Source organism: Serratia sp. 14-2641 (genome assembly GCF_001692375.1).
Lineage (GTDB): Bacteria > Pseudomonadota > Gammaproteobacteria > Enterobacterales > Enterobacteriaceae > Chania > Chania fonticola_C.
Genome location: NZ_LXKR01000028.1, coordinates 91,967 through 104,350 on the forward strand (window position 1 = coordinate 91,967; position 12,384 = coordinate 104,350).

Annotated in this window: 11 protein-coding genes; 1 reads left to right on the forward strand and 10 read right to left on the reverse strand. The window is 53.6% G+C overall.

Going from position 1 to position 12,384, the window contains the following annotated elements:
* Nucleotides 1-17 precede the first annotated feature (17 nt).
* The 10 genes from A6U95_RS10935 to A6U95_RS31020 form a co-directional block, all read right to left on the reverse strand.
* Nucleotides 18-326, reverse strand: coding sequence for a recombinase-like helix-turn-helix domain-containing protein (locus A6U95_RS10935; protein WP_024484370.1), 309 nt, complete (start codon nucleotides 324-326; stop codon nucleotides 18-20).
* A gap of 2 nt (nucleotides 327-328) precedes the next feature.
* Nucleotides 329-646, reverse strand: a complete 318-nt coding sequence (locus tag A6U95_RS10940) for a non-heme iron oxygenase ferredoxin subunit (RefSeq protein WP_021179759.1) — start codon at nucleotides 644-646, stop codon at nucleotides 329-331.
* 236 nt (nucleotides 647-882) lie between these two features.
* Nucleotides 883-1,755, reverse strand: coding sequence for a 23S rRNA pseudouridine(2604) synthase RluF (rluF, locus tag A6U95_RS10945; RefSeq protein WP_065684511.1), 873 nt, complete (start codon nucleotides 1,753-1,755; stop codon nucleotides 883-885).
* Nucleotides 1,756-1,903: 148 nt separating this feature from the next.
* On the reverse strand, nucleotides 1,904-2,824 hold the full coding sequence (speB, locus tag A6U95_RS10950; RefSeq protein WP_065684512.1) for an agmatinase: 921 nt from the start codon (nucleotides 2,822-2,824) through the stop codon (nucleotides 1,904-1,906).
* A 142-nt stretch (nucleotides 2,825-2,966) separates the two neighbouring features.
* Nucleotides 2,967-5,129, reverse strand: a complete 2,163-nt coding sequence (locus tag A6U95_RS10955; RefSeq protein ID WP_065684513.1) for a peptidase domain-containing ABC transporter — start codon at nucleotides 5,127-5,129, stop codon at nucleotides 2,967-2,969.
* Nucleotides 5,130-5,131: 2 nt separating this feature from the next.
* Nucleotides 5,132-6,388, reverse strand: coding sequence for an HlyD family efflux transporter periplasmic adaptor subunit (locus tag A6U95_RS10960; protein ID WP_065684514.1), 1,257 nt, complete (start codon nucleotides 6,386-6,388; stop codon nucleotides 5,132-5,134).
* A gap of 357 nt (nucleotides 6,389-6,745) precedes the next feature.
* Entirely contained in the window at nucleotides 6,746-7,468 is a 723-nt protein-coding gene (msrA, locus tag A6U95_RS10965; protein WP_065684515.1) for a peptide-methionine (S)-S-oxide reductase MsrA, read from the reverse strand.
* Between the two features lie 20 nt (nucleotides 7,469-7,488).
* The gene (msrB, locus tag A6U95_RS10970; protein ID WP_241810642.1) at nucleotides 7,489-7,989 is read right to left on the reverse strand and encodes a peptide-methionine (R)-S-oxide reductase MsrB; all 501 of its coding nucleotides are present in this window, start codon (nucleotides 7,987-7,989) and stop codon (nucleotides 7,489-7,491) included.
* A gap of 227 nt (nucleotides 7,990-8,216) precedes the next feature.
* Nucleotides 8,217-10,193 (reverse strand): biosynthetic arginine decarboxylase, encoded by a 1,977-nt coding sequence (gene speA / locus A6U95_RS10975; protein ID WP_024484363.1) that lies wholly within the window; start codon nucleotides 10,191-10,193, stop codon nucleotides 8,217-8,219.
* Nucleotides 10,194-10,942: 749 nt separating this feature from the next.
* Nucleotides 10,943-11,089: a hypothetical protein gene (locus tag A6U95_RS31020; RefSeq protein WP_158006211.1), complete on the reverse strand. Its 147-nt coding sequence runs from the start codon at nucleotides 11,087-11,089 to the stop codon at nucleotides 10,943-10,945.
* Between A6U95_RS31020 and metK the strand changes: the two genes are divergently transcribed.
* A complete protein-coding gene (gene metK, locus A6U95_RS10980; protein ID WP_021179751.1) occupies nucleotides 11,088-12,242 on the forward strand; it encodes a methionine adenosyltransferase in 1,155 nt (384 codons plus the stop codon). The two genes, A6U95_RS31020 and metK, sit on opposite strands and share 2 nt — an antisense overlap.
* The last annotated feature ends 142 nt before the right edge of the window (nucleotides 12,243-12,384 follow it).

Genomic DNA, 12,384 nt, shown 5'->3' on the forward strand with positions numbered 1-12,384 from the left:
CCTTCTCCCTGTGCGGCTCAGAAACCGTTGACGTGTAGGAATTCGCGGAACGTGGCTTCATTCCATGGCTGACCACTGCGATCGAACAGGCGACGCTGATTGAGCGCACTGACGATCTGCTCCAGCTCCTCCGCCCCTTGCTCGAAGATCTCTTCCAGCGCGGCTACCAGCGAGGTTTCAAACCCGTCTGGCACGCGTGCCCGGGTTTGCCAGATCACATTCTGAAACTGGCCGGGTTGGTGGATTTGGCCGTTGCCGCCCTCACGCGCCGGGATCACCTGTTGGGTATCCGGCAGCCAAGGGTTGAAATCGGTAATGTGCTGCATGCTTATTCCTCCGCGATAAAGGTGATTTGGATTTGATTGTCGATCACCCGGGTAGGGTAGGTTTGCAAATCTCGGCCACCGGGTTCGCGCAGGCATTGGCCGCTACGCACATCGAACACCGCTTCGTGCAGTGGACACTCCACTTTTCCGTCATCGACAAACCCTTGGCTGAGCAAGGCATAGGCATGCGGGCAAACGTCTTCCAGCGCGTAATATTGACCGTCGATCAAATAGACGCCGACCTCTTTTCCCTCAATGTTGGCGGAGAAAGGAAAATCTTCTTTAACTTGAGACACTTCGCACACGTTCTTCCAGCTCATTGCTTCTGTCCTCTATCTGATTGTTTCATATATGAAACTCAGTTTCTTATTTAATACAGTCACTATAGATATGGCGAATCTTTCGTCAAGCCAGCAAAGGGAAGAATGTTAATGATTGGTTATTTTAAAGTTACAACTGCGGAGTGGATCACGAAAAAATGCAGCGGGGGTGAAAACAAAGCAAAACGGCCCCAGTCATCAAGACTGAGGCCGTTTAATTAGCAGAAAGCGCCGACTTAGCGCCCTTTCTTTTTGCGCCCCGGCTGAGCAAAACGCTTACGCGCCGGTGCGTGACTGCCCGCTTTATCCGCGGTTTTCTGCCCGCCGCTCGCCGGTTTTTTTACCGCAGGCTTGGGCTTGGCCGCTTTCTTCGCGGGTTTAGCCTCTGAAGACGAGTCTTCAATCAACTTAAACAACTCAACCAGTTCATCGTCCGTCAAATCGCGCCATTCCCCTAACGGCAGCCCAGACAGGCCGACGTTCATGATGCGGGTGCGCTCCAGCTTGGTCACTTCATAACCGAAATGCTCACACATACGGCGGATCTGGCGGTTAAGCCCCTGTACCAACACGATACGGAACACAAAGGGCGCTTCTTTCTTCACCTTGCATTTTTTGGTGACCGTGCCCAGCATCGGCACTCCGGCACCCAAACCACGAATAAAATCGTCGGTTACCGGTTTGTTGACCGTGACCAGATATTCCTTCTCGTGGTCGTTACCGGCACGCAGGATCTTGTTCACCAGATCGCCGTGGTTGGTGAGGAAGATCAGCCCCTGCGAATCTTTATCCAACCGCCCGATCGGGAAGACACGGGTACTGTGGTTGACGAAATCGACAATATTGTCTTTCTCACCGTCTTCGGTGGTACTGACGATACCCACCGGCTTGTTCAGCGCAATAAAAATCAGATTGTCTTCGTTACGGGGTTCAATAAGCTGCCCGTTAACCTTGACCACGTCGCCAGCGAATACCCGATCGCCGAGCGCTACGCGCTTACCGTTGATAAAAACATTGCCCTGTTCGATGTAACGATCGGCATCGCGGCGCGAGCAGATGCCGCTCTCGCTAATATATTTGTTGAGGCGTATAGATGGTTTAGTCAGCACGGTTCCTCCGTAAACGCGAAATACACTTTATCTTCACGGCAATATTTTCATGATGGGTTGACGGGTAAGGGCCGCTGCCAAGCGGGCGCAGCATGCCGCGCCCCCTTCGGTCGACTATGTGCGACCCCTACCCATTCAGCAAACTGATTTAGCCCTGCTTTTTGGCCGCTTGCAGATACAACATTTCCAGGCCCAGCGTTGCCGCTGCCAGTGCGGTGATCTCAGACTGGTCGTAAGCCGGAGCTACCTCTACCACATCCATACCGACAATGTTCAGCGATTGCATACCACGCACCAGTTTCAGGGCGCGATCGGAGGTCAGGCCGCCGATCACCGGGGTGCCGGTGCCTGGTGCGAAAGCCGGATCCAGGCAGTCGATATCGAAGGTCAGATAAACCGGCATATCGCCAACGATCTGTTTGATCTGCGCCAGCAGATCGTCCACGCCACGATCGTTAACCTGCGCAGCATCCAGTACGGTGAAGCCGTTGTCACGATCGAACTCGGTACGGATACCGATTTGCACGGAGTGATTTGGATCGATCAGGCCTTCGTTCGGCGCATGGAAGAACATGGTGCCGTGGTCAAACTTGCTGCCGTTGGCATAGGTGTCTGTATGGGCATCGAAATGCACCAGCGCCATTTTACCAAAATGCTTGGCATGCGCGCGCAGCAGCGGCAACGTAACGAAGTGGTCACCGCCGAAAGAGAGCATGCGCTTACCGGCTGACAGCAGTTTTTCTGCGTGCGCCTGCAGCTTGTCGCTCATATCCTGGGCATCACCAAAGTTAAATACCACATCACCGCAGTCGACCACGTTCAGACGATCGCGCAGATCAAAGTTCCACGGCCAGCGTGCCCCTTCCCATGCCAGATTGGTAGAAACCTGGCGGATCGCCGCAGGGCCATGACGCCCACCGGCACGGCCGGAGGTAGCCATATCAAAAGGAACACCGGTGATCACCCACTCTGCATCGCTATCGTAAGGCATAAAGTTCAGCGGAAAGCGCAGGAAACCAAAGGCGTTGGACACTAAGGAATTATCGGGCTGATGGCCTAAGGTACTCATATTTACCCTCATTTTTCAACGGTTCGCCCGTAGCCGGACGCTTGGGCGGTAGCAAAAAAAAATCCCTCCCGCGTCGTTAGCCCGACGAGAAAGGGATTTATTCGATGTCTGTTTCAATGGGTAGATTATCGCCGCAATTGGTTCACTCTTCAAGGTGCCCGTTGTCAGCAGATGCACAAGAAGGAACAACCAACCTGCCAGCATCGAGTTCGACTACGCGATCGGCAGAGGCTATCGTCTCAGGCCGGTGAGCAATCAGCAGGATGGTTAAGCCCAGGTTGCGCAAAGTGCTGCCGATCAGGATTTCATTGGTGACATCAAGATGGCTGGTTGCCTCATCCATGATCAGTAACCGTGGGCGTTTATATAATGCCCGGGCCAACAGCAGGCGCTGCTTTTGGCCCCCCGACAGCGAATTACCCATTTCCCCAATCAACGTCTGGTAGCCCATCGGTAACGCGATGATATCCTCATGCAGCTGTGCCAGTTGAGCACAGTGTTGCGCCCAATCCAGATCGCTGTGTTGAGAGAAAAAGGTGATGTTGTCGAGTATTGCCCCACGGAATAGCCGATCCTCTTGCATCACCGCGCCGATCATTTGGCGAACCTGCCGATAGCCCGCATGATGATGATCGATGCCAAACACCTGCAACCGCCCAGCAGTTGGCGGGTAAAGCCCCAGCAGGATCTTCGCCAGGGTGGTTTTCCCGCAGCCAGAGCGCCCTACCAGCGCCACCACTTCTCCAGGCATGATTCGCAACGCCGCTCCTGCCAAGATATCGTTACCTCCCTGGCCGTAGCTGAAGGTGATATTTTCCAGTTCCACAACTGGGCGATCCTCTCTCTGCTTGGGGAAAGCTACGGTAAGAGATTCTGCCACCTGAGCACCGCCCTCCTTCTGGGTCAGCACAATATCTGCCAGCCGTTCGTTATAAACATCCAGCATTCGCCAGGCAAATGCCTTATCGATCAGGCCATTGATGCTGGCGGAAAAACGCCCTTGAAATGACATATACGCCACCAGCATGCCGATCGAGAACGAACCCGACAGCACCGCATTGGCACCAAACCACAGCACCGCCGCCCCCACCAGGCTACCAATGATCTGGTTAATGATGTCGTAGCCGATGGCCAGTTTATGCTCACGCAGTTGGCTATTGCGCCTGGCGATATTCAGGTTACGCCAAGCTGATTCCCGCTGGGTCAACGCTCCGTTAACCCGCAGGCTGAGCATGCCATGCAGCGTTTCCAGAAAGTGGCTTGATTCCAGGGTGCCCGCCGTCCAACTGTCCTCTGCCGCCCGACGCAGGGTGCGAAACCATAGCACGCGTATTAAGCCATAAATCAGCGCTGCGCCTAGCGCCAGCATGGATAACGACACGCTGTAGAGCAACATCATGCCCAAGGTACCGACCACCAGCAATACGTCCAGCATCGCCTCAAGGATGCTGGTGGTGAGCGTATCCTGAATGGTATCGACCGCATCAAACTTGGCGCTGACGTTACCAATGTCACGCTTTTCAAACCAGTCGATCGGCAAACGCAGCAGGTGATGGAACACGTTGGCCGTCCACTGCATATTGAAATTGACCGCCATGGTAATGGTCGCCCATTGCCGGGCCAGGCCAATCAACGTCTGGGTCGCACTCATCAGCAGCATGGCAATAACAATCAGCACCAACAGGCTATCATCCAGCGCCACCAGGACTTCATCGATCACGATCTGATTGACCAACGGGCTCAGCAAGGCCAAGACTTCCAATGCCAGGGCAAAGCAGAAAATGCGCGCCAGCGCAGCCTTCAACCCTACCGTCTTGCCAACCAATTCCGTTAGCCGCACTTTCTTGCGTTCGTCACGCGGCTCAAAGTCATGGGTTGGCGTCAGTTCCAACGCGACACCGGTAAAATGACGGTTAGCCTGTACCAACGACATGTTAACCGCCCCGCGTGCCGGATCGTGCAGTTCGATCTCGTTACCACGTACCCGTTTAAGCACCACAAAGTGGTTGAGATCCCAGTGTAAAATGCAGGGTACGGTCAGTTGGCTAAGCTCCTCCAGCTCTAAACGTACCGCACGACCTGTCAATTTCAGGATCTGAGCACATTCCATCAAATGCACGAAAGTCATGCCCTGCGTCGAAACACTGAATCTTGCACGCAGGCTGGGGAGGTCAATACGGTAACCGTGCCAACCGGCAACCATTGCCAGACAAGCCACCCCACATTCCGCCGACTCGGTTTGACGGATCAACGGCAAGCGGCGGCGCCAATGCAAATTCAGGTGCAAATGCTCAGTCCATTCCATGGCTATATTTTTCCTTGCAGGCTCCATAACGGTTCCAGCAGCCATTCGTATAGCCGCCGCTTGTCCAGCTCGATATCTGCGGCCACCACCATCCCGGTGCGCAGTAATTCCTGGCGGCCATACACGGTCACGCTGGGTTTATCCGGCATGACAATCACCCGGTAATGCCCCTCATTTTCTTTCCACACCACCGGGTTATGTGGCATGACATCTGTCGGGCTGAGGCTGATGCGGGTCACCTCCCGCGTCGTGCCATACTGCACGCCAAATTTTTCATAGGGATAGGCCGCGAAACGCAAGCCAACCCGCTGATGAGGCTTGATAAACCCAACGGACTTGCTCGGCGCATACAGCTCAATCTGCATTTGGGCCGCCTGTGGCACCAGCGTTAACAGCGGCTCATTTTGGTTGACCGTTTGCCCCGCCTTGACCAACACCGCAGCAACACGCCCTGCCACCGGGGCAACCAGCGTGCTTTCCTCCTGCGATTGCAGCTCTATCTGTTGCTGCCGGATCCCTTGTAATAACCGGTCCAGCTCCACCCGGCGGCTTTGCCCCTGCCGCAACAAACTCCCCTGATCCGTTTCAACCGAGGTCAACTCACGCTTCAGGCGCTGTTGTACCTGCCGCTGGTTTTCGACATAACCTTCCGCGGCCGCCAGTTCGATCTGCTTTTGCTGATACTCAAGCTCGGAGACATACTTCTGCCGCACCAAACGTTGATAACGCTCCATCATCGAGCGGGTTAATGCCGCCTGGCGCAACGTGAGTTTCAGTGCCTCATCGGCGCTGCGCAATTCCTCTTTCAATTGGTCAGCCCGCTGCCGTAATCCCTGTATTTGCATGTTATTGGCGGCAACTTCCTGATGCTGTTGCTGCACCAACATCTGATACTGCTGCGCCAGGGAGTTTTTTAGCGTCGCCAAGGTGGCCAAACCCTTGCCGTCATAGCGTTCACCACTTAGCCGATAGAGTAATTGGCCTGCTGCAACCTCATCGCCTTCATTAATCAGCAATGCTTCAACCCGTCCTTGCGTACGCGCAACCACTTTGACTACTCCGGTTGAAGGCATCACGACACCTTCCAGTCGGGCTTTACGGGTATATTCACCACCGATTAAAAAAGCGATTAATGCAGCCACCAAGAGCACACTGGCACAGGCATAAAGCGTCATGTTCGGGCTGGGGGAAATCAAAATCCCCCCTTCGGCTCGCGTGGCCTGGGCAGCAAAATAGGCCTGGCGGTAGAGACGCGTCACGTGATTGGATCAGCCAATTTAATCGTCTTGACGGCGATATAACGTTGTTCTGGCAATCTATTATTAACCATAAATATTACCGTTCCCTGTAAATGAAGTTAATAGCGATGATTACCAATCGACACTTGAGCATTAGTTATTTAATTAAAGGTGACAGACTGTTATTTACTTGATTTTCGAACAGAGATTTTCTTTAACAAAGAAATTACCAAAATAAACAGAATAACTCAACAATATCGTCAACCATTATTAATTGATTGATAACGTAAAATAAATAAGTAAAAGCCATCTCCGAGGAGATGGCTTGGGGCTATTGGCAAAACTCCACTGCCTAATATATTACAACAAAGACTCTTATTAATTAACCAGCACCGGATCTGCACGATATTGCGTTGGGAACAGCTGCTGTAGCTGTTTTACCTTTGGCAAGTCATTCACCACGATATAGGGTTGATCCGGGTTAAGCGTGAGATAGTTTTGATGGTAAGCCTCGGCAGGATAAAAATGACCATTTTCCTCAATGCGGGTCACCAGTGGTTTGGCAAAACGCTTACTGGCATCCAGCTGTGCAATATAAGCCTTGGCAACCTGCTGTTGTGATTCCGTCAGAGGGAAAACGGCTGAGCGGTATTGTGTGCCGCTGTCCGGCCCCTGGCGATCGAGCTCGGTTGGGTTGTGTGCTACCGAAAAATAGATTTGCAGCAGTTGCCCATAGGAAATCTGCTGTGGATCAAAGGTGACCTGCACTGACTCCGCATGGCCGGTATCCCCTCCGCTGACGGCCTCATAATTAGCCGTTTGTGCCGCACCTCCGGTATAACCGGATATGGCATTGGTCACGCCTTTAACGTGCTGGAAAACCCCCTGCACGCCCCAAAAACAACCGCCGGCAAAGATCGCGGTTTCCGTACGCGATGTCGTCGGCGCTTCGTCTTTTACCGGCGCAGGGATCGCTACCGCCGCCTCAGCCTCACCCAGTGGCCAGGCAACGCTTTGCAAACAGAACCCGGCAGCAACCAATATCGCGCCCCATATACCGTATTTACCTAGCGATGGCAGCATTTTGTCTACGTTTCTCATGTTATTCCTCACTATTCTGGTTAGGCCGAGCTTGGCGTGAACAACATGGCGATGCCATTCATGCAGTAGCGCAAACCGGTGGGTTGTGGGCCATCGTCAAATACGTGCCCCAAATGCCCGCCGCAGCGGCTGCAATGCACCTCTTCGCGGGCCATGCCCAGCGTTCGATCCTTACGCGTCGCCACTGCCTGTTCGAGGGGTTGCCAGAAACTGGGCCAGCCGGTATGGCTGTCAAACTTGGTGTGGGAAGAAAACAGCGCCTGCTGGCAACCCGCACAGGCAAACTGACCATCGCGGTGCTCATCGTTAAGCGGGCTGCTGTAAGGGGGTTCCGTACCTTCCTCGCGCAAAACAGCATATTGGCTGGCTGAAAGCCGTTGCCGCCATTGTTCTGCCGTATAGTTGACGGCAAACGACTCCGCCATCGCCGAACGAGAGAAAAGTGCAGGCAGCAGGCCTACGGCATAGGCCACAGAGAGTGCTCCACCACCCAGAATAAAATACCGTCTGTTGATCATCATCGTTACCTCTGGTGCTATTCACCGACAATGACAAACTACAGAGAAAGTCGTGACCAAATCCTCACGGAGAGTTCACAAATTTGTGATAACTGAGAACACGGCATTAAGACGTTGAAAGTTTAAATGGAATTTCTAATTTGGCGGGGTACGGGCTAAGAGGGAAAAATGAAGGGGCGCAGCCTCTGCCGCGCCCCTGGATAGGAAGTATGTCAGACTATCGGAATAACTTACTCATCTTCTAAATAAGTATAGCCATACAGACCGGCCTCAAACTCTTCGACAAATTGCGCCTGCAACTCCGCGTCAAGATCGGTTTCTTTCACCTGATCGCGGAATTTCGCCAACAGCGCGATCGGATCGAGCTGCACGTATTCCAGCATGTCGGCTACGCTATCGCCTTCATCAGACAGTTCGGTTTCTACGCTGCCATCAGGGAATACAAACACATCCACCGAAGCCGTATCGCCAAACAGGTTGTGCATATTGCCCAGGATTTCCTGATAGGCACCAACCATGAAGAACCCAAGCAGAGGTGGGTTTTCCGGATCGTACGGAGGCATCGGCATGGTGGTGGCTACGCCGTCACCATCAATATAGTGATCGATGGTGCCATCGGAGTCACAGGTGATATCCAGCAATACCGCACGGCCTTCCGGCGGCTTGTCCAAGCCTTCCAACGGCAAGACCGGGAACAGTTGGTCGATACCCCAGGCATCCGGCATCGACTGGAACAGTGAGAAGTTGACGTAGAACTTGTCCGCCATCCGCTCCTGCAATTCGTCAATGATTGGCCGGTGCGCTCGATTGCTTGGATCGAGCTGTTGCTGGATCTTGTTGCAGATGTTCAGATACAGCTGCTCAGCATAGGCACGCTTGGTCAGATCCAACATGCCATGAGCATATTGGGTATGCACATCGTGCAGATCCATCTGGCTATCGTGCAGCCATTCACGCAACGAACGACGGTTCTCCGGCTCGTTCATTTCCTGCCAGGTTTCCCACATGCTTTCCAGCGCGCGAGGTGCATCTTCAACCGGAGGAACCGGCTCACAGAATTCGTTGCGCTCAACGCCAATAACGTTGGAAACCAGCACCGTATGGTGGGCGGTTACGGCACGGCCAGACTCGGTGATCACCGTTGGATGCGGCAGGCCATGCTCATTACAGGCATCACCGATCCCCCAAATCACGTTGTTGGCATATTCATTCAGGCCGTAGTTGACCGAACAGTCGGACTGCGAACGGGTGCCTTCATAATCCACACCCAAACCGCCACCCACGTCGAAACATTGAATGTTTACGCCCAGCTTATGCAGCTCGACATAGAAACGCGCAGACTCACGAACGCCAGTGGCAATATCGCGAATGTTGGCCAACTGAGAACCCAGGTGGAAATGCAGCAGTTGCAGGCTATCCAGGCGGCCCGCTTCACGCAGGGTTTCCACCAGCTTCAATACCTGAATGGCTGCCAGACCGAACTTGGATTTTTCGCCACCGCTCGACTGCCATTTACCTGCCCCTTGTGAGGCCAGGCGGGCACGCACGCCCAGGCGTGGGATCACATTCAGGCGTTCAGCCTCTTCCAGCACCATCTGGATTTCCGACATCTTCTCGATCACCAGGTACACTTTGTGCCCCAGCTTTTCACCGATCAGCGCCAGACGAACATATTCACGGTCTTTGTAGCCGTTACAGACGATCACCGAGCGGGTCATACCGGCATGGGCCAGTACCGCCATCAGTTCCGCCTTGGAACCCGCTTCCAGCCCCAGTGGTTCACCGGAGTTGACCAGTGATTCAATCACGCGGCGATGCTGGTTAACCTTGATCGGGTAAACCAGGAAGTAGCCACCTTCATAGCCGAAGGATTCACGCGCACGTTTGAACGCGGCGTTAATGGAACGCAGGCGATGCTGCAAGATCTGCGGGAAGCAGAACAAGGCTGGCAGGCGTTGGCCATCTTTTTGGCGCTCTTTCACCAACTCGGCGAGATCGACGCGCGCATGCGGAACGTCTGGGTCCGGGCACACGCTGATGTGGCCCAGCTCATTGACGTCAAAGTAATTGTTGCCCCAGTAGGCGACGTTATAAGTGCGCAGCATCTTGCTGGCATTACGATCATTCATGGCAACCTCCTGCATGGAGCGTAAAGATAAATTATCACCCGCTACTGACGGGCGTTGGATCGGCATATCTTCAGACATTACTCGCCTCACCTTGCATACTGACGATATAGTCAGCCACTATCGCAGCTACAACCCGCGAGAACAACCCGGAAACACCCCATTTTAGCAGTGAATTCACCTGCCGTTCGTGGTCAGCGATCGGTTTATACCCAATAGATTTATTGTAAGACACCCTGTTCAAACCTCGTGAATCGGGTAAAGAATCATCCCACTGTTGGCTGCAGGCTACCCTTGTTCAGTGCTTCAGACAGCCGTTAACCGGCCCGAGGATCCTGAGTTGCGCCCAGAGGTGTGTAACATCGGGTAGATGGTGTAGAGACAAGACGGGAAATAGCACAAGAATGCGCGCCAGAACGGCACTGCTGTTGAGAACCAACAACCAGTAGACAACGGATCATTAATCCAACCACCTCCACGCATGCCGCTCGCGATGAACGACAAAGCCTCTATATAGTATAAGAACGTGAACGTTCAATGAAGCGGCGGCCCCATTAGTGGGTACCTACGGTAGATCATGGCGCGGCGTTGCCGGGGTTTACAGAAAGTTTCAATTTTCTGCAACACGCTGTGCACCAAATGAACCGCGCGCGCAGTTTATACCGGACCCCCGGGCAAAATGCAAAATGAAAATTCGCCAGAAACTGTTTCAAGCGATGAAAATGGCGGCAAGCGGTTTGCCCAAAAGAGCGTTAGGTCAAAAAATTACTGGCAATCCGGCTAAAGGCTGACCTAAAATAGACGTCCAGATGTTAATCCATCTATACCGATTAACTGATAAACTGCTTAACGGCTTTGCCTGAGGGGCGTTGCAGGATGCATCTCGCCATCAGCGGAAGACCCTTCGCTTTGATGCCCGGATCTCCAGCGCTGTGCAGTAATTTCCAACCCGTCTTTTGCAAGGTAAAGAACACCATGGCTAAACACCTCTTCACGTCCGAATCTGTTTCAGAAGGACATCCGGATAAAATTGCCGATCAGATCTCGGATGCCGTTCTTGATGCCATCCTGGAACAGGATCCAAAAGCCCGCGTAGCCTGCGAAACCTACGTGAAAACCGGCATGGTGCTGGTTGGCGGCGAGATCACCACCAGCGCCTGGGTCGATATCGAAGAAATCACCCGCAAAACCGTGCGCGAGATTGGCTACATTCATTCCGATATGGGCTTTGATGCCAACTCCTGTGCCGTATTGAGCGCCATCGGTAAACAATCACCGGATATCAACCAGGGTGTTGACCGTAGCGATCCGCTGGAGCAAGGTGCTGGCGATCAGGGCCTGATGTTCGGTTATGCCTCTAATGAAACCGACGTGTTGATGCCTGCACCAATCACTTATGCCCACCGTCTGGTTCAACGCCAGGCCGAAGTGCGTAAAAATGGCACCCTGCCTTGGCTGCGCCCAGATGCCAAAAGCCAGGTCACGTTCCAGTATGACGATGGCAAAATCGTCGGTATTGATGCCGTGGTGCTGTCCACCCAGCATTCCGATGATATCGCGCTGAAAGATCTGCAAGAAGCGGTGATGGAAGAGATCATCAAGCCGGTACTGCCAGCCGAGTGGCTGACCGCAGGCACCAAATACCACATCAACCCAACCGGCCGTTTTGTTATCGGTGGCCCAATGGGTGACTGTGGCCTGACCGGCCGTAAAATCATCGTTGATACCTACGGCGGTATGGCCCGTCACGGTGGCGGCGCGTTCTCCGGCAAGGATCCTTCCAAGGTTGACCGCTCTGCCGCTTATGCAGCGCGTTACGTGGCAAAAAACATCGTTGCCGCAGGCCTGGCAGATCGTTGTGAGATCCAGGTGTCCTACGCTATCGGCGTAGCGGAACCGACTTCCATCATGGTGGAAACCTTCGGTACCGAGAAGATCTCAACCGAGCAACTGACCCTGCTGGTGCGTGAGTTCTTCGATCTGCGCCCATATGGCCTGATCCAGATGATGGATCTGCTGCAACCGATCTACCGTGAAACCGCAGCTTACGGCCACTTTGGCCGCGAACACTTCCCATGGGAAGCGACCGACAAGGCAGCCCAGTTGCGTGAAGCGGCTGGCTTGAAGTAAGCCTGAGCGGTAGACCTAACAACGGCGAGCCTGAGGCTCGCCGTTTTCGTTTGTAGACTAAACATAGTCAAGTCAGGATGTCCAGGATCGATAACTCACGGAGTCTTCTGAACTGCACCACTCAAGGTTAACTGTAAATTTA

Bases quoted from the DNA above. Each gene is read 5' to 3' on its own strand.
- A6U95_RS10935 (WP_024484370.1), bottom strand. From the start codon at position 326: ATGCAGCACATTACCGATTTCAACCCTTGGCTGCCGGATACCCAACAG.
- A6U95_RS10940 (WP_021179759.1), bottom strand. From the start codon at position 646: ATGAGCTGGAAGAACGTGTGCGAAGTGTCTCAAGTTAAAGAAGATTTT.
- speB (WP_065684512.1), bottom strand. From the start codon at position 2,824: ATGAGTACCTTAGGCCATCAGCCCGATAATTCCTTAGTGTCCAACGCC.
- A6U95_RS10955 (WP_065684513.1), bottom strand. From the start codon at position 5,129: ATGGAATGGACTGAGCATTTGCACCTGAATTTGCATTGGCGCCGCCGC.
- msrA (WP_065684515.1), bottom strand. From the start codon at position 7,468: ATGAGAAACGTAGACAAAATGCTGCCATCGCTAGGTAAATACGGTATA.
- msrB (WP_241810642.1), bottom strand. From the start codon at position 7,989: ATGATGATCAACAGACGGTATTTTATTCTGGGTGGTGGAGCACTCTCT.
- speA (WP_024484363.1), bottom strand. From the start codon at position 10,193: ATGTCTGAAGATATGCCGATCCAACGCCCGTCAGTAGCGGGTGATAAT.
- metK (WP_021179751.1), top strand. From the start codon at position 11,088: ATGGCTAAACACCTCTTCACGTCCGAATCTGTTTCAGAAGGACATCCG.
- A6U95_RS31020 (WP_158006211.1), bottom strand. From the start codon at position 11,089: ATGGTGTTCTTTACCTTGCAAAAGACGGGTTGGAAATTACTGCACAGC.